Below are 19,214 nucleotides of genomic sequence, written 5' to 3' on the forward strand. Positions count from 1 at the left end.
TCAGTACGCCAGCGAGCGGTCGACGGCATCGAGCACCCGGTCCAGGTCGGGGAGGTAGGACTCCTCCAGTCGGGCCGGCGGGTACGGGGCGTGGTAGCCGCCCACCCGCAGCACCGGCGCCTCCAGGTGGTAGAAGCAGCGCTCCGTGATCCGCGCGGCGATCTCCGCGCCGGAACCGAAGAACACCGGCGCCTCGTGGACGACGACCAGGCGGCGCGTCCTCTCCACGGACGCCTGGATCGCGTCGAAGTCGATCGGGGAGACCGAGCGCAGGTCGAGCACCTCCAGGGAGCGGCCCTCCTCGGCCGCCGCGTCGGCGACCTCCTGGCAGAGCTTCACCATCGGGCCGTAGGCGACGAGCGTCAGGTCCGCGCCCTCGCGCACCACGCGCGCGGTGTGCAGCGGGCCCGGGATCGCCTCGGTGTCGACCTCGCCCTTGTCCCAGTAGCGCCGCTTGGGCTCGAAGAAGATCACCGGGTCGTCGCTCTGGATGGCCTGCTGCATCATCCAGTACGCGTCCGCCGCGTTGGAGGGGCTGACGATCTTCAGGCCGGCGACGTGCGCGAAGAGCGACTCCGGGGACTCCGAGTGGTGCTCCACCGCGCCGATGCCGCCGCCGTAGGGGATGCGCACGACCACGGGCAGCTTGACCTTGCCCAGCGAGCGGGCGTGCATCTTCGCGAGCTGCGTGACGATCTGGTCGTACGCCGGGAAGACGAAGCCGTCGAACTGGATCTCCACCACCGGGCGGTAGCCGCGCAGGGCCAGGCCGATCGCCGTGCCGACGATGCCCGACTCGGCGAGCGGGGTGTCGATGACGCGGCTCTCGCCGAAGTCCTTCTGCAGCCCGTCCGTCACCCGGAACACGCCGCCGAGCTTGCCCACGTCCTCACCCATGACGAGGACCTTGGGGTCCGTGTCCAGGGCGCGCCGCAGCGACTCGTTGATCGCCTTGGCCAGGGCCATCTTCTCTGCCATCTCACTTACCCCCGTCTGCGTCCGCGAACGACGCCTGGTAGGCGGCGAACTGCGCCCGCTCCTCGTCCACGAGCGCGTGTCCGTCCGCGTACACGTTCTCGAAGATGGCGAAGTGGTCCGGGTCAGGCATGGCGCGGACCGCTTCGCGCACTCGTTTGCCCAACGCCTCGCTCTCGGTCTCCAGTTCCGCGAAGAATCCCTCGTCCGCGTGGTTTGAGGCCTCGAGATAGCGGCGTAGACGCAGGATCGGGTCCTTGGCCTCCCAGGCCAGCCGCTCCTCGTCACCCCGGTACCGGGTCGGGTCGTCGGAGGTGGTGTGCGCGCCCATGCGGTAGGTGAACGCCTCGACCAGCGTCGGGCCCTCACCGGCGCGGGCCCGCTCCAGGGCCCACTTGGTGACGGCCAGGTTCGCCAGCACGTCGTTGCCGTCCACCCGGACGCCGGGGAAGCCGAAGCCCTGCGCGCGCTGGTACAGCGGCACGCGGGACTGCTTCTCGGTCGGCTCGGAGATCGCCCACTGGTTGTTCTGGCAGAAGAACACCACCGGGGCGTTGTAGACCGCGGAGAAGGTGAAGGCCTCGGCCACGTCGCCCTGGCTGGAGGCACCGTCGCCGAAGTAGGCGATGACCGCGCTGTCCGCGCCGTCCTTGGTGATGCCCATCGCGTAGCCCGTGGCGTGCAGCGCCTGCGAGCCGATGACGATCGTGTACAGGTGGAAGTTGTTCCCGTTCGGGTCCCAGCCGCCGTTGTTGACGCCGCGGAACATGCCGAGCAGGTTCGTCGGGTCCACCCCGCGGCACCAGGCCACGCCGTGCTCACGGTAGGTGGGGAAGACGTAGTCGTCGTCGCGCAGCGCCCGGCCGGAGCCGATCTGCGCCGCCTCCTGGCCGAGCAGCGAGGCCCACAGACCCAGCTCGCCCTGACGCTGGAGCGCGGTGGCCTCGGCGTCGAAGCGGCGGGTGAGCACCATGTCGCGGTACAGGCCGCGCAGCTCCTCCGCGGTGACACCGGCGACATACGGGTCGAACTCGGCGTTGCTGACGCGCTTGCCCTCGGGCGTCAGCAGCTGCACGAGGGCGGGCTCGGTGCTCCCGGCCTTCTTCCCGGCGCCTGTGGTCTTCTTGGCGGTGCTGCTGGTGCGCTTGGTGCCGGTGGTGCCGGCCTTCGTTCCGGCGCTGCGTCGCGGTGTGCGCGCGGCAGTGCTCTCCACGGTCACGTGTGCTCCTCCGTCGGTCCGGCCCCCCGGGGTTGCCGATGGGCCTGGGGTCCCCCCTGCTGTTCAGAGCGTGGGGGGAGCGGCTCACCGTTCTCGACCACCGGGTACGGGGTGGGTACCGCTCGGCCGGGAACAGGCGTGACAGCTGCCCCGGCGAGCGCCCTGCAATAGGCACGGTACCCAGTGCTCCACATTTCTGTGAAACCCCATCTGACCTGCGATTTTGCTTGGATTTCCAAGTAAATCGCGGAAGGTGCGGAAGCTGCGCTGGTCACAGCCTCGCAGGAGGCCGGAGCAACGGCACGTTATCCCGGCCACCCCGGGCACGGGAAGGGCCGATTTTCCGGCGTGGCCCACAAACACGTCGGCCCCCCGTCCGGGGGGCCGTACTGCGGGAGGGGGCGGTCAGCCGCCCACGCTGCCCACGGTGGTTCCGGGCTCGCCGGCCGCGCCGCCGGTGTCCGTCCCGCCGGCGTCGGTGCCGCCCGCGTCCGTGCCACCGGCATCCGTGCCGCCCGCGTCCGTGCCACCGGCATCCGTGCCGCCCGCGTCCGTGCCGCCGGTGTCGGTGCCGCCGGTGTCCGTGCCGCCCGTCTCGGTCGGCTGCGTGGCCGGCGGCGGGTCGCTCGGCTCCTCCGTCTCCGGCTGCGACGGCGTCTCGGTGGGCTCGTACGACGGGACCCAGTCACCGTTGCCGCCCGTGCCCGCGCCCGGGTCCGTACCGGGGTCGGCCGTCTCCTCGGTCGCTTCGTCACTCGGGGTCTTGCTGGACTTCTTGTCCTCGGCGCTCTGCGAGACCGACGGGGACGTGGTGGACCTGTCCCCGCCCCCGCCCTCGCCCTTGCCGTCGCCGTTGAGCGCCAGGGCGACGCCCGCCGCGACGGCGATCACCGCGAGGACGGCGAGGACCCACAGCTTGCCGCGTCCGCTGCCCTGGTTGCCGTGGCCCTCGAAGCCGCCGTCGTCCCCGCCGCCGTACCCGGTGGGCAGGATCGGCTGCGGGATGGCCGCCGTGCTGGAGGCGTCCGGGTGCGCCATCGCGGTCGTGCCCGCGAAGCCCGCCCCGGCGGTGTTCCGGCCCTCGTGCAGGTGCACCGGACCGGTGTTCCAGGTGCCGGTGTGACCGCCCTGCTCGTAGAGCATCTGCAGCGCGTACTGGATCAGCCCGCGCATCTCCTCGGCCGTCTGGAAGCGGTCGTCGGGCTCCTTGGCGAGGGAGCGCATGACCAGCCCGTCCAGCTCCGGCGGACAGGCGTCCGAGGCCTCCGACGGAGGCGTGGGGATGTCCTGGACGTGCTGGTAGACCACCGACAGCGGCGTCTCACCGGTGAAGGGGGGCCGCAGCGCCAGCAGCTCGTACATCAGGCAGCCGGTGGCGTACAGGTCGGAGCGGTGGTCGACGGCCTTGCCGAGCGCCTGCTCCGGCGAGAGGTACTGCGGGGTGCCCATGACCATGCCGGTCTGCGTCATCGTCGTGGACGCGCCGTGCAGCGCGCGGGCGATGCCGAAGTCCATCACCTTCACCGCGCCGTTGTGGGTGATGATGACGTTGGCCGGCTTGATGTCGCGGTGCACGATGCCGTGCTGGTGCGAGTAGGCGAGCGCCTCCAGGACACCGGAGACGATGATCAGTGCCTGCTCGGGACCGGGCGCCTCGGCGTTCAGCAGCAGGTCACGGATGGTGCGGCCCTCGACCAGCTCCATCACGATGTACGGCACGGACTGGCCGCCGACCACGTCCTCGCCGGAGTCGTACACGGCGACGATCGCGTGGTGGTTGAGACCGGCCACCGACTGCGCCTCGCGCGTGAAGCGCGCCTTGGACACGGGGTCCTCGGCGAGGTCGGAGCGGAGCAGCTTCACGGCGACGGTGCGCCCGAGGCGTACGTCCTCGGCGGCGAACACCTCGGCCATGCCGCCCCGGCCGAGTCTGTGGGTCAGCCGGTACCGGCCGTCGCCGACAAGCCCGCCGTTGCCCCAGTTGTCCGGCGCGTCCGAGATGCCGCCGCCAGTCGCCTCGGGGTCGGACGGGCCCTGAGCGCGCTGCTGCTGTGCCATCAGTCCTCGCCGTCGTTTCTGCCCGCGGTGCGCGCGGTGTTGTTACGGTCTCCGTCGGCCACGCTACAGCCTCCACGGGGACCTCCGGTCCGAGACGGGAGGCCGGGGCCGGCACAAGACGGACCGGCCATGAAACCCCCACTCCGTGCCGTCGTGCAAATTCCGTGTACCGGCCGCACGACCGCTGTAACGCTTCCGCGACGCTTCCTTCGCGTACGGTCACGGATCGGGCACCGCGCTTGACGTGTCGGTGCCCTCGGGCAGACTTGGCCGGGAATAGCACATTGGATCTACGACGAAGCAGTCACCGACGGCGGCGCCGGAGAGGCTACGGGGGACGCGGAACATGAGCCAGGACGGCGCACAGGGCCAGTACGCGGGGCGGGCGCTCGCCGGTGGCCGTTACCAACTGCGGGACCTGCTCGGCCAGGGCGGCATGGCGTCGGTGCACCTCGCCTACGACAGCGTGCTCGACCGCCAGGTCGCCATCAAGACACTGCACACGGAACTCGGCCGGGAGCAGGCGTTCCGCGAGCGTTTCCGGCGCGAGGCCCAGTCCGTGGCGAAGCTCACGCACACCAACATCGTCTCGGTCTTCGACACCGGTGAGGACGATGTGGACGGCATGACGATGCCGTACATCGTCATGGAGTACGTCGAGGGCCGTCCGCTGGGGTCGGTGCTCGACGAGGACGTGCGGCAGCAGGGCGCGATGCCCGCCGACAAGGCGCTGAAGATCACCGCGGACGTGCTGGCGGCCCTGGAGATCAGCCACGAGATGGGGCTGGTCCACCGGGACATCAAGCCGGGCAACGTGATGATGACCAAGCGCGGCGTGGTCAAGGTGATGGACTTCGGCATCGCCCGCGCCATGCAGTCCGGTGTGACGTCGATGACACAGACCGGCATGGTCGTCGGCACCCCGCAGTACCTCTCGCCGGAGCAGGCGCTCGGCCGCGGCGTCGACGCGCGCTCCGACCTGTACTCGGTCGGCATCATGCTGTTCCAGCTGGTCACCGGGCGGCTGCCGTTCGACGCGGATTCGCCCCTGGCCATCGCGTACGCGCATGTGCAGGAGGAGCCGCCGACCGCGTCCTCGATCAACCGCTCGCTGCCGCCGGCCGTGGACGCGCTGATCACCCGCGCGCTGAAGAAGAACCCCAACGAGCGTTTCCCCAGCGCGGAGGCCATGCGCGGGGAGTGCCTGCGGGTGGCGCAGTCCTTCCACGCGGCCCCGCCGAGCATCGTCCCGGGCGCGCGGGCACAGAGCGGCGCGGGCGTCGGCTCCGCGGTGTTCCCGCCGGTCGACCAGGCGAACCCGGCCCCGACGGGCAACGTGCAGACGCCGTACCAGCCGACGCCGTCACCGCACCAGAACCCGTACGGCACACCGGCGCCGTCCACGCCGTCCCCGGCGTACGGCTATCCGCAGCAGGGCGGCTATCCGACGCCCGGCCCGGCGGCGTACGCGCCGCAGCAGGGTTCGTCGACGCCGCCGCCGTACAACCTCACGCCCCAGGCCCCGGCTTCGGGCGGGTCGGGCGGCGGCCGGAACAAGTCGGTGATCATCGGCTCGGTCGTGGTGTCCCTGGTCGCCGTCGGCGGCCTGGTCACGGCCCTGATGATGAACGGTGGCGAGAAGGACCCGCAGGGCGGCGGAGGCAGCGGCGCCTCGGCGTCGGCGTCGGCCGGCCAGGCGGCGGGCTACCGCGGACCGGACACGACGAAGACGATCGACAAGGAAGAGTGCGAGGAGCCGCAGGAGTCGTACAACGACCCCGACAAGATCCGGCTTCCCAACTTCAAGTTCAAGCACATCTCGTCCGTGAAGGAATGCCTCCAGGCCGCCGGCTGGGGCGACTTCAAGATCGTCAAGGTGGACGAGAACACCTACGGCGAGGGGTCCGTCCGGGAGCAGTTCCCGCCGGCCGGCACGGACGTCGACCCCCAGGACATGCCGGTGATCACCTTCAAGGTCTCGACGGGCAACCCTCCGTCCTGACCCCCGCCCGCACGCGGCGGGACGGCGAAGGGGCCCGGCAGGTGCTGCCGGGCCCCTTCGCGCTGTTCGGCGGGACGGTGGGTCGGGGGACGGGGGACGGTGGGACGCGTGCTACAGGTACGGGCCGCCCGAGCGACCGCCGATGTGGGGTTCCTCCTGGCCGTCGCCGACGCCCGGGGGAAGGGCGCGGCGCATCTGTTCCAGCTGGGCGCGGGCGGCCATCTGCTGGGCGAAGAGCGTGGTCTGGATGCCGTGGAAGAGGCCCTCCAGCCAGCCCACCAGCTGGGCCTGGGCGATCCGCAGTTCGGCGTCGCTCGGGGTGACCTCGTCCGTGAAGGGCAGGGAGAGCCGCTCCAGCTCCTCGACCAGCTCCGGAGCCAGGCCGTCCTCCAGCTCCTTCACCGAACTGGCGTGGATCTCCTTGAGCCGGGCCCGGCTGGCCTCGTCGAGGGGGGCCGCCCGCACCTCCTCCAGCAACTGCTTGATCATGCTGCCGATCCGCATGACCTTCGCCGGCTGCTGGACCTGCTCGGTCACCGAGGTCTCGCGCGAGTCCTCGTCCCCGGCGCCGCCGCTGAGCGCCATGCCGTCCTGGCCGACGACCAGGATCTGCGGATTCTCCGGCGACCGTTCGTTCCTCGGCATCTCCATGCCGCCATTGTCGCGCACGCCCGTGACCGGCTTCGGTGGTGCCCCCGTAAGTGGCCGGAGAGGGGTGCGGGAGCGCATCGGCTCCGGGGGTAGACCTGACGGGTGTATCCGGAATGCCGCGTGTATATGGGAATGCGAGGCTGTTGGGCGTCCATCCGGCCCATCTTGCCGGCGGTGTGAGAAAGCACCGGTCGGCGCGGGAGGTCACGGTCGTGACTCCATGGCTGCGTGTAGTGGGGGCGACGGTTGTTCTGGGAGCGGGGGCGGCGGTGATGCCGTACGGACCCGGGGCGCCGCCCGTCGGTACGGCGGTGGCGTACGAGGTGGAGGGGGTACCGGGGGCGGGCCCGGCGCGGAGCACGGGGGGTGTGGGGAGTGGTGCGGGCGGCGCCGGAAACGGGGCGGGCACAGGCGGTGCGGGTGCCGCGGGGAGCGCCGGTCCGGCGCGGTCGGCGCCCGGCGAGGACCGGTCGTCGGCAGGTGACGGGGGCGGGCCCCGGCCGGCGCGACGGGTCGCGTCCGGACACGGTCCCGGCCCGGTGGCCCGGTTCGCGTCCCGCTCGCCCTCCTCCTCGTCCTCCCCCACGTCGTCGCCCACGTCGTCGCCCACCGCGTTGCCCACCGCGTCGCCCTCCGAGGAGCCGTCCCGGGCCGGGAGCCGGCCGGGCGAGGGCCGGGAACGGCCCGGGCGGCGTGAGGCACCGAGGGAGGAGCGGCGGGATCAGCGGCGGGAGGAGCGACGGGACACCGGGGCACGTGAGCGGGAGGGACGGGGCGAGGCGGGCGACGGGGTCGTGGGGGCCGGCGACGTGACCGAGCGGCCGGACGACCGGACCGGCGCGCCGCGGCCGGGGGACGGGGCCGGCACCGTCCCGGGCACGGCGGCGTCGCAGGAGGCGGCCCCGGTGCCCGCCGCCTCCTCGCGGCCGGCCGCGCCGAACGCCGTCTCGGGCAGCCGGCCCGCCGTCGAGCCCGTCCTGCGGGTCCTGCCGCTCGGCAGCGGTCTGATGCTCATCGGCCTCGGCCTGGGCCTCGCCTTCGTCGCCCTCCGCATGCGCCAGGGCGGCGGCGTGTCCTGAGCCCGGCGGGCGGGCGGTGGGGCCGTGCGCCCCGCAGCCGCGTCAGGGCGGCGTGAAGAGCGCCCGGCCTCGGTGCCCGCCCGGCGCGCCCGCACCACCGGCCACGGGGCCGGGGGCACCGCGGGAGGGCGGCACCGCGGCCTTCGGGTACGGCGGGCGCCCCGCCTCAGCTCGGCGTCACCAGCAGCACCTTGCCGATGTGGCCGCTGTCCTCCACCACCCGGTGGGCACTGGCCGCGTCCGGCATGGGGATCTCACGGTCGACGACGGGGCGGACGTGGCCGCCGGCGACGAGCGGCCAGACGTGTTCGCGTACCGCCGCCACGATCGCGGCCTTCTCCTCCGCCGGCCGCGCGCGCAGCGTGGTCGCGCTGATGGCGGCGCGCTTGCCGAGCAGGGCGCCGATGTTCAGCTCGCCCTTGACACCGCCCTGCATGCCGATGATCGCGAGCCGGCCGTTGACGGCGAGGGCCCGGACGTTGCGGTCGAGGTACTTGGCGCCCATGTTGTCGAGGATGACGTCCGCGCCGACGCCGTCGGTGGCCTGCTTCAGCTCGGCGACGAAGTCCTGCTCGCGGTAGTTGATCAGGATGTCCGCGCCCAGTTCGGCGCAGCGCCGCAGCTTCTCCTCGGTGCCCGCCGTGACGGCGACCCTCGCACCGACGGCCTTGGCGAGCTGGATCGCCATGGTGCCGATGCCGCTGGAGCCGCCGTGCACGAGCAGGGTCTCGCCGGGACGGAGGTGGGCGATCATGAAGACGTTCGACCAGACCGTGCAGACGACTTCCGGCAGCGCCGCCGCCCGGTCGACGGTGAGCCCTTCGGGAACGGGCAGCAGCTGCCCGGCCGGAACGGCGACCTTCTCGGCGTAGCCGCCGCCGGAGAGCAGCGCGCAGACCTCGTCGCCCACCGCCCATCCGCTCACCCCGGGACCTACGTCGGCGATCCGTCCGGAGCACTCGAGACCGGGGTAGGGGGACGTGCCGGGCGGGGGGTCGTAGAAGCCCTGCCGCTGGAGCAGGTCGGCCCGGTTGACGGCACCGGCCACCACCTCGACCAGGACCTCGCCCTCACCGGCCACCGGGTCGGGGACCTCGTCCCACACCAGCGCCTCGGGCCCACCGGGTTCGGGAATCGTGATCGCGTACATGAGGGGACGGTACCCCCGGGGACCCGGGGGACCGCTCGCGCCGGCGGGAATCCGTGTGCGGAACCGATGAGTTTGCGCGACGGTGAAGGTCTCCCCATGCGTAGCCCGAGCACGCGGAAGGACCCGAAGCATGAGCACGCAGACGTCCGGCCTGGCGATCGAGACCGCGGGCCTGGTCAAGACCTTCGGTGAGACACGGGCCGTCGACGGAGTCGATCTCGCCGTTCCCGCCGGCACCGTGTACGGCGTCCTCGGGCCGAACGGCGCCGGCAAGACCACCACCGTGCGGATGCTCGCCACCCTGCTGCGCCCCGACGGCGGCCAGGCCCATGTCTTCGGCCACGACATCGTGCGCGAGGCCGACGAGGTGCGCGGCCGGGTGAGCCTCACCGGCCAGTACGCGTCCGTGGACGAGGACCTCACCGGTACCGAGAACCTGGTCCTGCTGGGCCGGCTCCTCGGTCACCGCAAGCCCGCCGCCCGCACCCGCGCCGCCCAGCTGCTGGAGGCCTTCGGCCTCACGGACGCCGCCGGGAAGCAGGTCAAGCACTACTCGGGCGGCATGCGACGCCGCATCGACATCGCCGCCTCCATCCTCAACACCCCCGACCTGCTGTTCCTCGACGAGCCGACCACCGGCCTGGACCCGCGCAGCCGCAACCAGGTGTGGGACATCGTGCGCGCGGTCGTCGCCCAGGGCACCACGGTGCTGCTGACCACGCAGTACCTGGACGAGGCCGACCAGCTGGCGTCCCGGATCGCCGTCATCGACCGCGGCAAGGTGATCGCCGAGGGCACCAAGGGCGAGCTGAAGGCGTCCGTCGGCGCCGGATCCGTACATCTGCGGCTGCGGGATCCCGGCCAGCGGCCGCTCGCCGCCGACCTGCTGCGCCGCGCCCTCGACGCACGGGTGCAGCTGGAGCCCGACCCGGTGGCGCTGACCGCCCGTCTCGCCGCGGCCGCGAGCCACGACACCGCCGCCGAGCAGGCCGCCCACGCGCTGAACGAACTGGCCCGCGGCGGTGTCACCGTCGACAACTTCTCACTCGGCCAGCCCAGCCTGGACGAGGTGTTCCTGGCCCTCACCGGCCATGACACCCGCCTGTCCGGCGAGAACACCCCCCACGACCCGAAGGACGAGGTGGCGGCATGAGCGTCACGACCACGGCCGGGAGCGGCGGGCTCGCCCCGGTGCGCCCCGACTCCCTCGCCGAACTGCTGGTCGCCAAGGAGCGCCCGCCCCGGCCCAGCGCCTGGTCGGCCTCGCTGACCTTCGGCTGGCGCGCCATCCTGAAGATCAAGCACGTGCCGGAGCAGCTCTTCGACGTCACGGCGTTCCCGATCATGATGGTGGTGATGTACACCTACCTGTTCGGCGGGGCGCTGGCCGGATCGCCGAAGGAGTACATCCAGTTCCTGCTGCCGGGCATCCTGGTGATGTCGGTCGTGATGATCACGATGTACACCGGTGTCTCGGTGAACACGGACATCGAGAAGGGCGTCTTCGACCGGTTCCGCAGCCTGCCGATCTGGCGGCCGTCCACGATGGTCGGCTATCTGCTCGGCGACGCCCTGCGGTACACCATCGCGTCGCTGGTGATACTGACCGTCGGCATGATCCTCGGCTACCGCGCCGACGGCGGGGTCGCCGGTGTGCTCGCCGGGATCGCGCTGCTGGTGCTGTTCTCGTTCGCCTTCTCGTGGATCTGGACGATGTTCGGGCTGATGCTGCGCACCGAGAAGTCGGTGATGGGCGTCAGCATGATGGTGATCTTCCCGCTCACCTTCCTGTCCAACGTCTTCGTCGACCCGCGCACCATGCCGGGCTGGCTCCAGGCGTTCGTCAACAACAGCCCCGTCACCCACCTGGCGTCCGGGGTGCGCGGACTGATGGCGGGTGACTGGCCGGCCGGCGAGATCGCCTGGACGCTGGGCTGGGCGGGCCTGTTCGTGGTGGTCTTCGGGCCGATCACGATGCGGCTGTACAACCGCAAGTAGCCCCGCGGGCGTCAGCCCCGCGGGATGGGGCCCCGCGGGAGGGGGCCCCGCGGGAGGGGGCGAACGTCCGGCGCGACCTGCGTGCCCGGCGTCGCCCGCACGATCGTGATCAAGCGGTCCGTCAGCTCCAGCGTCCCGACGTCCGGATCGTCGTAGCCGAGCACCCGGTGCCCGCGTACGACGCTCACCACCAGGTCGGCGGTCTCGCGCGGCGTCTTGCCCACCTCGGCCTTTATGACCGGCCGTTCCACCATGTCGAGCCCGGAACCCTGCTGGATGAGGTCCTCCATGACCATGCCGGCCGAAGGGCTGAGGACGGAGAGCCCCAGCAGCCGCCCCGCCGCACTGGCGCTGGTGATGACCGCGTCGGCACCCGACTGCTTCAGCAGCGGGGCGTTCTCCTCCTCGCGCACCGCGGCCACGATCTTCGCGCCCCGGTTGAGCTGCCGTGCCGTCAGCGTCACGAGGACGGCCGTGTCGTCGCGCTGCGTCGCGATGATGATCTGCCGCGCCCTCTGCACCTCGGCCCTCTTCAGGACCTCGCTGCGCGTGGCGTCCCCTATCACGCCCGCGTAGCCGTCCGCCGTGGCCGCCTCGATCGCCTTCGCGCTGGGGTCGACCACCACGACCCGCTCCTTCGACAGCCCCGTCGCGCAGACCGTCTTGATCGCGGACCTGCCCTTGGTGCCGAACCCGACGACAACGGTGTGATCACGCAAAGTGGACCTCCAGCGGTTCAGTCGCCACTCCTCCCGGGTGCGTTCGGTGAGGGCCTCGAGGGTGGTGCCGACCAGGATGATCAGGAACAGCACACGCAACGGCGTGACGACGAAGATATTGGTGAACCGGGCGCCGTCGCTGACCGGCGTGATGTCGCCGTACCCGGTGGTGGAGAGGGTGACGGTCGCGTAGTAGAACGCGTCGAGCAGGTCGAGGGACCCGTCGGCGTTGTCGTTGTAGCCGTCGCGGTCGGCGTAGACGATGAACGCCGTCGCCACGAGCACCACCAAGGCCATCGAGAGCCTCTTGGTGACCTGGCGGATCGGATGCTCCACCATCTTCCTCGGGAGTTTCACCCGATGGGTCACCAGATGTTCGTCCGCCTGGCGAGCGATGGCGTCCTGGCCCGGAAGTTTCACGTGAAACACACCCCCATCCCCCCGGACGCCCAGGGCAGGTCCAGCAGTTCCGCCTCCTGACCGGGCCGTGCGCCCCCCGGAGGTACGACGGCGAGCGCGTCGGCCGCCGCGATGCCGCGCAGCATCGCCGGGCCGTTGTAGAGCAAGGGCACCGCCCGGTCCCCCCGCACGGCGACGGGGATCAGCCGCGTGTCGTACGGGTGCCCGCTCACAGCGTCCCGCAACGGCAGCGTGTGCGGCTCCGGGGCCGGGCGGGCCGCGAGGGTGCGCAGCAGGGGCTCGGCGAGCGTGAGCAGGCCGGAGACGGCGGCGAGCGGGTTGCCGGGCAGGCCGACGAGGTACTGACGCTCCTTGGTGCGGGCCAGCAGCATGGGGTGGCCGGGGCGCACCTTGACGCCGTCCACGAGGAGTTCGGCGTCGATGCGGCGCAGCGTGGGGTGGACGTGGTCGACCGGGCCGGCGGCGGTGCCGCCCGTGGTGACGACGACATCCGCGTCGGACGTCGTGATCGCCTCGTACAGCGCCCGCTCGTCGTCACCGACCCGGCGGACGGTGGTGACCTCCGCGCCGAGGGCGCGCAGCCAGGGCGGCAGCAGCGGGCCGAGCGCGTCCCGGATCAGCCCGTCGTGCGGCAGTCCCTCGACCAGCAGCTCGTCACCGAGGACGAACACGTCGGCGCGGGGCCGGGGAACGACGCTGAGCGTGTCGTATCCGGCGGCGGCGGCCATGCCCAGGACGGGCGGGCTCACCGGGGTGCCCACGGGCAGCAACTGGTCGCCGCTGCGGCACTCCTGGCCGCGGGGCCGGATGTCCTGGCCGTGCGTGACGGTGTGGGGCGGCCGGGTGGCGGCGGTGACGTGCAGACGGCCCTTGTCGTCCACGCGGCCGTGTTCACTGCGGAGGACGGCGGTGGTGTCCGGGGGGATCCGGGCGCCGGTGGCGATACGGACCGCCTCGCCGTCGGTGAGTGGCGGGTGTGCGGTGTGCCCGGCGAGAACGCCCTCGTCCCGTACGGCCCAGGGTCCGGGGCCGGAGACCGCCCAGCCGTCCATCGCCGAGGTGTCGAAGGAGGGCAGGTCGGTGAGGGCGGTGAGGGGGGCCGCCAGGGTGAGGCCCAGAGCGGAGGCGAGGGGCACGGACACCGGGGCCAGGTAACCGGCGCGGCCGCGGGTGCCGTGGCGCGGTGCGCGTTCGGCGAGGGAACGGGCCTCGATCCAGGCGGCGGCGTGGTGGTGCCGGTGGGCGCCGGGACACTCGCCCTCGGGAGACCGGTCGTGGGACGGGGGAGCGGGAGTGCGGGCGCCGGGTGTGCGGTCGGGGAGTTCCTTCACGAGGGCGAGCGCCTCCTCGACGTAGAGGTCATCGGCGTCCTCGCCGGCCCGGGTGGCATGCGCGGTCATCCGGCGTCCGGGCGGGTGCCGGGTGTCGCGTCGGGCGTGACATCACCGGACGTGCCGTCGGCCGGCCCGGCGGTGGACGGGGCGCCGCCGGGCCGGCCGGTGGCGGTGGACGTGACGGCCGGGTCGTCCTCGTCCGCCCAGCGGGCGGCGAGCGCCGCGGCCTTGCGGGCCGCCTCGGCGACGGCGTCCGGGTCGCCGCCCGCGCGGGCGGCCGCGTAGCCGACGAGGAAGGTGGTCAGCGGGGCGGCGGGCCTGGCCACGCCGTGGGCGGCATCTCGGGCGAGGTCGAGCAGCACGCCGGTGTCGACGTCCAGATCGATGCCCAGCTCGTCCTTGACTGCGGAGATCCATTCATCCAACACGTGTCCATGCTCCCTGATGCGTGCCCTGGCGGTGGCGATGTCGTCCCAGGTGTCGCAGTCGAAGGACGCCACCGGGCCGGCGAGGCGGGTGAGGTCGAGCGCGCCGGTCAGCCGGCGCAGGGGCAGCCCCGCCAGGTCGCCGTGGCGGTCGGTGAGCGCGGTCAGCCCGCGCCGCAGGGACGCGGTCCGGTACGCGGCCACCAGGGGCTGGTCCCGGCCGTCGGAGTCGGTCAGCAGCACGCCGTCGGCCGTGCCTCGGCGCAGCGACGCCAGCAGCGCCTCGACGGTGGGGCGGCCGAGGAACGGCAGGTCGGCGGAGAGCAGGACGACCCGGCCGGCCGTGGTGTGCCGGAGCCCGGCGTCCAGGGCGGCCAGGGGTCCGCCGCCCGGGGGGTCCTCGCGGGCCCAGACGACGGGCCGTGCGGTGGGCCGGGGGCCGGCGACGACCACCGTGGTCCGGGCGCCGGCGCAGGCCGCGAGCACCCGGTCGAGCAGCGCCCGTCCGCCCACCCGTACCCCGGGCTTGTCCACACCCCCGAGCCGCCGGGCGGCGCCACCGGCGAGCACGACGGCGTCGTACGCGGCGTCGGGGTCCCCGGGCGGAGCGCCCAGGGGATCACCGGGTGGCTGGTACTCGGTCACCCCCCGAGTATGCGTGCCCCCACGATCACGGGGAACGCGGGGGCACGAACACGGCCGGGGAAGCCGGGACTGGCCCGGGGGACCGGTGACACGGCGGGAACACACCGGGGAACGCGGCGGGAACCCGGCGGGAAGCCGCAGCGCGGCCGGCGCGGACCTGAGGCGGACTCGGCGCGGACCGACGCCGGTTCAGCACCGGCTCACAACGTCCGCAGCAGCACCGCCGGTTGCTCCACGCAGTCCGCCACGTACCGCAGGAAGCCGCCTGCCGTGCCGCCGTCGCAGACCCGGTGGTCGAAGGTGAACGAGAGCTGCACGACCTGCCGCACCGCCAGTTCGCCCTCATGCACCCACGGCTTGGGAACGATCCGGCCGACACCGAGCATGGCCGCCTCGGGGTGGTTGATGATCGGTGTGGAGCCGTCGACGCCGAACACACCGTAGTTGTTCAGCGTGAAGGTGCCGCCGGTGAGTTCCGCGGGCGTCAGCGTCCCGGCCCGGGCCGCCTCGGTCAGCCGGGCGAACTCCGCCGTGAGCGACTCGGCGTCCCGCGTGTGCGCGTCCCGGACGACGGGCACGACGAGCCCCCGGTCCGTCTGCGCGGCGAAGCCCAGGTGCACGGCGCCGTACCGGACGACCTCCCTGGCCTCGGTGTCCACCGAGGAGTTCAGCTCGGGGAAGCGGGCCAGTGCGGCCGTGCAGATCCGGGCCAGCAGGGCGAGGACAGAGATCTTCGGCCCCCCGGCCGCGTTCATCGCCGCCCTGGCCCGCATCAGTTCGGTCGCGTCGGCGTCCACCCAGCAGGTCGCGTCCGGTATCTCGGTGCGGCTGCGGGAGAGCTTGTCGGCGACGGCACCCCGGACGCCCTTGAGGGGGACGCGGGTGACGGCCGGGGTACTCGCGGGGGCGGCGGCCGGTGCGGGCGCGCCCGCCGGGGCGGCGTGCGCCCGCGGCTCCTCGGCCGTCCTGCCGCCCGTGCGGCCCTGGGCGGCGGCGGCACGCAGCGCGTACTCCACGTCCGCCCGGAGGATCAGCCCGTCGGGCCCGGACCCGGTCATCTCGCGCAGGTCGAGACCGTTCTCGCGGGCCAGCCTGCGCACCAGCGGGGAGATCACGGGAACGGGGCCGTCCACCGCTCCGGACGTGCGGCCCGGCGCGCCGGCGGCCTCCGCCCCACCGAGGCTCTCCGGCCTGCCCGCGATGCCCGCCGTGGCGTGCGTCGCCGGCGCCCGGAGCGGCTCCGCGGGCCGGGGCCGTCCGTTCGCCGCGGGTGCGGCGGCCCCGGTGGGCCCGGCGGCTCCGGTGGTTCCGGCAGGCGTCGGCCGCATCGGGCGTATCCGGCGGCGGCGGGCCGGTGCCTGTGAGGTGCCGTAGCCGACCAGAACGCTGCCGGAGCCCTCGGCCGCCGGGTCCTCACCGCGCGCGGCCCCGGAGCTCGCGGCGCTCGCACCCGCTGCCGGATCATCCTCGGCAGCCTCTCCCACCGCCACCGTGATCAGCGGAGCGCCGACGGGCAGCTCGGTGCCCTCCGCGCCGAAGCGGGCCGTGACGACACCGCCGTAGGGGCAGGGCACCTCCACCATCGCCTTGGCCGTCTCGACCTCGACGACCGGCTGGTCCACCGCGACGACGTCACCGACCTCGACCAGCCAGCGCACGATCTCGGCCTCGGTGAGCCCCTCACCGAGGTCGGGCAGTCTGAACTCCAGCACCTGTGCCATCAGCTGTCGGCCTCCCACTGCAGACGCCCCACGGCGTCCAGGATCCGGTCCACTCCGGGCAGGTGGTGACGCTCCAGCATCGGCGGCGGATACGGCAGGTCGAACCCGGCCACACGCAGCACCGGCGCCTCCAGGTGGTGGAAGCAGCGCTCCGTGACCCGGGCCGCGATCTCCCCGCCCGGGCCGCCGAAGCCGCCCGACTCGTGGACGACGACCGCACGTCCCGTCCGCCGTACCGAGGCGCACACCGTCTCGTCGTCGAACGGCACCAGGGAGCGCAGATCGACCACTTCGAGGTCCCAGCCCTCGGCCCGGGCCGCCTCGGCCGCCTCCATGCAGACGGGCAGGGACGGCCCGTACGTGATGAGCGTGGCGCTCCGCCCTGAGCGCCTCACCACCGCACGGCCTATCGGTTCAACGGTCGCGGGCTCCTCCGGGTTCCAGGAGTCCTTGGACCAGTACAGCCGCTTGGGCTCCAGGAAGACGACCGGGTCGTCGGAGGCGATGGCGGCGCGCAGCAGCCCGTAGGCGTCCGCGACGGTGGCGGGCGTGACGACGTGGAGCCCCGGCGTCGCCATGTAGTACGCCTCGGAGGAGTCGCTGTGGTGCTCGACGCCGCCGATGCCGCCGCCGTAGGGAATCCGGACGGTGAGCGGCAACGGCATCTTCCCGCGCGTGCGGTTGCGCATCTTCGCGACGTGCGAGACCAGCTGCTCGAACGCCGGGTAGGCGAAGGCGTCGAACTGCATCTCCACGACCGGACGCAGCCCGTACATGGCCATGCCGACGGCCGTGCCCAGGATGCCCGCCTCGGCCAGCGGCGTGTCCGTGCAGCGGTCCTCGCCGAACTCCGCGGCGAGTCCGTCGGTGACCCGGAAGACGCCGCCCAGGGTGCCGACGTCCTCACCCATGACGTGCACGGACGGGTCGGCGGCCATCGCGTCGCGCAGCGCGCGCGTGAGGGCCTGCGCCATGGTGGCCGGCCTGACGGCGACGGTGGTCATCGCTGCGCCCCTTCCGGCTCGGCCTCGGCCGCGAGCTCGGCCCGCAGCTGCTCCCGCTGCTCCAGCAGCTGGGGGGTGGGTTCGGCGTAGACGTGGGCGAAGAGGTCCATGGGGTCGAGCGCGGGGTCCCGGTTCATGTGGGCGCGCAAGGAGGCGGCCATGGTCTCGGCGTCCTGCCGGACGGCTTCGACGGCGCTCCCGTCGAGCAGACCGCGCCCGGTCAGCTCCTGTTCCAGCAGCGCGATCGGGTCGTGCTGCCTCCAGGTCTCCACCTCGGCTTCGCCGCGGTAGCGGGTCGCGTCGTCGGCGTTGGTGTGGGCCTCCACGCGGTACGTGATCGCCTCGACCAGGGTCGGTCCGCCGCCCCCGCGCGCGCGGCGTACGGCGTCGGCCAGGACCGCGTGCACGGCGGCGGCGTCGTTGCCGTCGACCAGGCGGCCGGGCATGCCGTAGCCGACGGCCTTGTGGGCCAGCGACGGCGCCGCGGTCTGCTTGGCGAGCGGTACGGAGATCGCGAAGCCGTTGTTCTGGACGAGGAAGACCACCGGGGCCTGCCAGACGGCGGCGAAGTTCAGCGCCTCGTGGAAGTCGCCCTCGCTGGTGCCGCCGTCGCCGACCATGGCCAGGGCGACCACGTCGTCGCCCTTGAGGCGGGCGGCGTGGGCGAGACCCACGGCGTGCGGCAGCTGGGTGGCCAGCGGGGTGCTCAGGGGCGCGACGCGGTGCTCGTGGGGGTCGTAGCCGGTGTGCCGGTCGCCCCGCAGCAGGGTGAGGGCCTCGACCGGGTCCACACCGCGCGCGACGACCGCGAGCGTGTCGCGGTAGCTCGGGAAGAGCCAGTCGCGCTCCTCGAGCACGAGCGCGGCGGCGACCTCGCAGGCCTCCTGACCGGTGCTGGAGGGGTAGACCGCGAGACGGCCCTGCTTGGTGAGGGCGGTGGCCTGCGCGTTGTAGCGGCGGCCCTTCACCAGCTCCGCGTACAGCCGGCGCAGGAGCTCCGGGTCGGCCTCGGCGGCCGCCTCGGTGCCGAGCACCCGGTACGGCTCCGCGTCGGGCAGCAGCGGCGCGGGGTCGGTGCGGGGCTGCCAGGCGGGCGGCGGGGTCGGCCGGTAGGCCCCCCGCTGCTCCATGACCGTCATGACGGCACCTCCTCGTGGGACGGCTGACGGAGGCGCGGCGTCTGTGACGCGCCTCACCAACCGATTGTTCGGTCGTCGGCGCATTTTGGCTACGGGTGGCACCGGGCTGTGGACAAACGGTTCTCCACAACCTGAGATGGACGCAGTGCGTCCATGACGGAGAGGCGGGGGCGGGTGGCATCTGAACAAATGGCCGAGAGCCCGGAAGGGGGCGGGCCGCTTCCGCCCGCACGGCCGCTGGACGCCATCGACCAGGACATCCTGCGGATGCTCCAGGCGGACGGCCGCGCGTCCGTACGCTCCGTCGCCGAACGGGTCCACGTCTCCCGCGCGAACGCCTACGCACGCATCAACCGGCTCGTCGAGGACGGCGTCATCCGCGGCTTCGGGGCCCGCGTCGACCATGAGCGGGCCGGTCACGGGACGTCCGCGTACGTCACCCTGAAAATCGTCCAGAATTCCTGGCGCACGGTCCGCGAGCAGCTCAGACAGCTCCCCGGCGCCTCGCACATCGCGCTGGTGGGCGGCGACTTCGACGTACTGCTGCTGGTGCACGCGCCCGACAACCGGGCACTGCGCGAGCTGGTGCTCACCCGGCTCCAGGCGATCCCCGAGGTGCTCAGCACGCGCACCCTGCTGGTGTTCGAGGAGGAGGACCTGGAGCCGCAGGGCTGA

General features: G+C 73.0%; 16 protein-coding genes. 5 read left to right on the forward strand and 11 right to left on the reverse strand.

Annotated features, from left to right (window positions below; translation table 11 throughout):
- The 3 genes from ACF07S_RS14625 to ACF07S_RS14635 all read right to left on the reverse strand — a co-directional run bounded on the left by ACF07S_RS14625 (window position 1) and on the right by ACF07S_RS14635 (window position 4,252).
- Window positions 1-978: an alpha-ketoacid dehydrogenase subunit beta gene (locus ACF07S_RS14625; RefSeq protein WP_391974304.1), complete on the reverse strand. Its 978-nt coding sequence runs from the start codon at window positions 976-978 to the stop codon at window positions 1-3.
- 1 nt (window position 979) lies between these two features.
- Entirely contained in the window at window positions 980-2,194 is a 1,215-nt protein-coding gene (gene pdhA, locus ACF07S_RS14630; RefSeq protein WP_391962690.1) for a pyruvate dehydrogenase (acetyl-transferring) E1 component subunit alpha, read from the reverse strand.
- Window positions 2,195-2,599: 405 nt separating this feature from the next.
- A complete protein-coding gene (locus tag ACF07S_RS14635; RefSeq protein ID WP_391962689.1) occupies window positions 2,600-4,252 on the reverse strand; it encodes a protein kinase in 1,653 nt (550 codons plus the stop codon).
- A gap of 346 nt (window positions 4,253-4,598) precedes the next feature.
- Between ACF07S_RS14635 and ACF07S_RS14640 the strand changes: the two genes are divergently transcribed.
- Window positions 4,599-6,254, forward strand: coding sequence for a protein kinase (locus ACF07S_RS14640; RefSeq protein ID WP_391974305.1), 1,656 nt, complete (start codon window positions 4,599-4,601; stop codon window positions 6,252-6,254).
- Window positions 6,255-6,365: 111 nt separating this feature from the next.
- Here ACF07S_RS14640 and ACF07S_RS14645 read toward each other — a convergent pair whose 3' ends face one another.
- The gene (locus tag ACF07S_RS14645; RefSeq protein ID WP_391962687.1) at window positions 6,366-6,905 is read right to left on the reverse strand and encodes a bacterial proteasome activator family protein; all 540 of its coding nucleotides are present in this window, start codon (window positions 6,903-6,905) and stop codon (window positions 6,366-6,368) included.
- A gap of 809 nt (window positions 6,906-7,714) precedes the next feature.
- On the opposite strand from ACF07S_RS14645, the gene ACF07S_RS14650 reads away from it, so the two are divergent.
- On the forward strand, window positions 7,715-7,984 hold the full coding sequence (locus ACF07S_RS14650; RefSeq protein ID WP_391962686.1) for a hypothetical protein: 270 nt from the start codon (window positions 7,715-7,717) through the stop codon (window positions 7,982-7,984).
- 166 nt (window positions 7,985-8,150) lie between these two features.
- On the opposite strand, the gene ACF07S_RS14655 is transcribed toward ACF07S_RS14650, so the two are convergent.
- Window positions 8,151-9,134: an NAD(P)H-quinone oxidoreductase gene (locus ACF07S_RS14655; protein ID WP_391974306.1), complete on the reverse strand. Its 984-nt coding sequence runs from the start codon at window positions 9,132-9,134 to the stop codon at window positions 8,151-8,153.
- 130 nt (window positions 9,135-9,264) lie between these two features.
- On the opposite strand from ACF07S_RS14655, the gene ACF07S_RS14660 reads away from it, so the two are divergent.
- Window positions 9,265-10,287 (forward strand): ATP-binding cassette domain-containing protein, encoded by a 1,023-nt coding sequence (locus tag ACF07S_RS14660; RefSeq protein WP_391962684.1) that lies wholly within the window; start codon window positions 9,265-9,267, stop codon window positions 10,285-10,287.
- Complete coding sequence (locus tag ACF07S_RS14665) at window positions 10,284-11,132, forward strand: ABC transporter permease (protein WP_391962683.1); 849 nt, start codon at window positions 10,284-10,286, stop codon at window positions 11,130-11,132. The genes ACF07S_RS14660 and ACF07S_RS14665 overlap by 4 nt, the downstream gene beginning before the upstream one ends.
- A gap of 11 nt (window positions 11,133-11,143) precedes the next feature.
- On the opposite strand, the gene ACF07S_RS14670 is transcribed toward ACF07S_RS14665, so the two are convergent.
- The 6 genes from ACF07S_RS14670 to pdhA (ACF07S_RS14695) all read right to left on the reverse strand — a co-directional run bounded on the left by ACF07S_RS14670 (window position 11,144) and on the right by pdhA (ACF07S_RS14695) (window position 18,539).
- A complete protein-coding gene (locus tag ACF07S_RS14670; RefSeq protein ID WP_391974307.1) occupies window positions 11,144-12,271 on the reverse strand; it encodes a potassium channel family protein in 1,128 nt (375 codons plus the stop codon).
- The gene (locus ACF07S_RS14675; RefSeq protein WP_391974308.1) at window positions 12,268-13,671 is read right to left on the reverse strand and encodes a molybdopterin molybdotransferase MoeA; all 1,404 of its coding nucleotides are present in this window, start codon (window positions 13,669-13,671) and stop codon (window positions 12,268-12,270) included. The genes ACF07S_RS14670 and ACF07S_RS14675 overlap by 4 nt, the downstream gene beginning before the upstream one ends.
- Window positions 13,668-14,675, reverse strand: coding sequence for an NTP transferase domain-containing protein (locus ACF07S_RS14680; RefSeq protein ID WP_391974309.1), 1,008 nt, complete (start codon window positions 14,673-14,675; stop codon window positions 13,668-13,670). The genes ACF07S_RS14675 and ACF07S_RS14680 overlap by 4 nt, the downstream gene beginning before the upstream one ends.
- A gap of 200 nt (window positions 14,676-14,875) precedes the next feature.
- Window positions 14,876-16,396, reverse strand: a complete 1,521-nt coding sequence (locus ACF07S_RS14685) for a dihydrolipoamide acetyltransferase family protein (RefSeq protein WP_391974310.1) — start codon at window positions 16,394-16,396, stop codon at window positions 14,876-14,878.
- Complete coding sequence (locus ACF07S_RS14690; protein ID WP_391962678.1) at window positions 16,396-17,400, reverse strand: alpha-ketoacid dehydrogenase subunit beta; 1,005 nt, start codon at window positions 17,398-17,400, stop codon at window positions 16,396-16,398. The genes ACF07S_RS14685 and ACF07S_RS14690 overlap by 1 nt, the downstream gene beginning before the upstream one ends.
- Window positions 17,397-18,539, reverse strand: a complete 1,143-nt coding sequence (gene pdhA / locus ACF07S_RS14695; protein WP_391974311.1) for a pyruvate dehydrogenase (acetyl-transferring) E1 component subunit alpha — start codon at window positions 18,537-18,539, stop codon at window positions 17,397-17,399. Before pdhA (ACF07S_RS14695) ends, ACF07S_RS14690 begins: the two co-directional genes overlap by 4 nt.
- Before the next feature lie 189 nt (window positions 18,540-18,728).
- Here pdhA (ACF07S_RS14695) and ACF07S_RS14700 point away from each other — a divergent pair, with 189 nt between their 5' ends.
- On the forward strand, window positions 18,729-19,214 hold the full coding sequence (locus tag ACF07S_RS14700) for an Lrp/AsnC family transcriptional regulator (protein ID WP_391963045.1): 486 nt from the start codon (window positions 18,729-18,731) through the stop codon (window positions 19,212-19,214).

It is taken from the genome of Streptomyces sp. NPDC016640 (assembly GCF_043076215.1).
Taxonomy (GTDB): domain Bacteria; phylum Actinomycetota; class Actinomycetes; order Streptomycetales; family Streptomycetaceae; genus Streptomyces.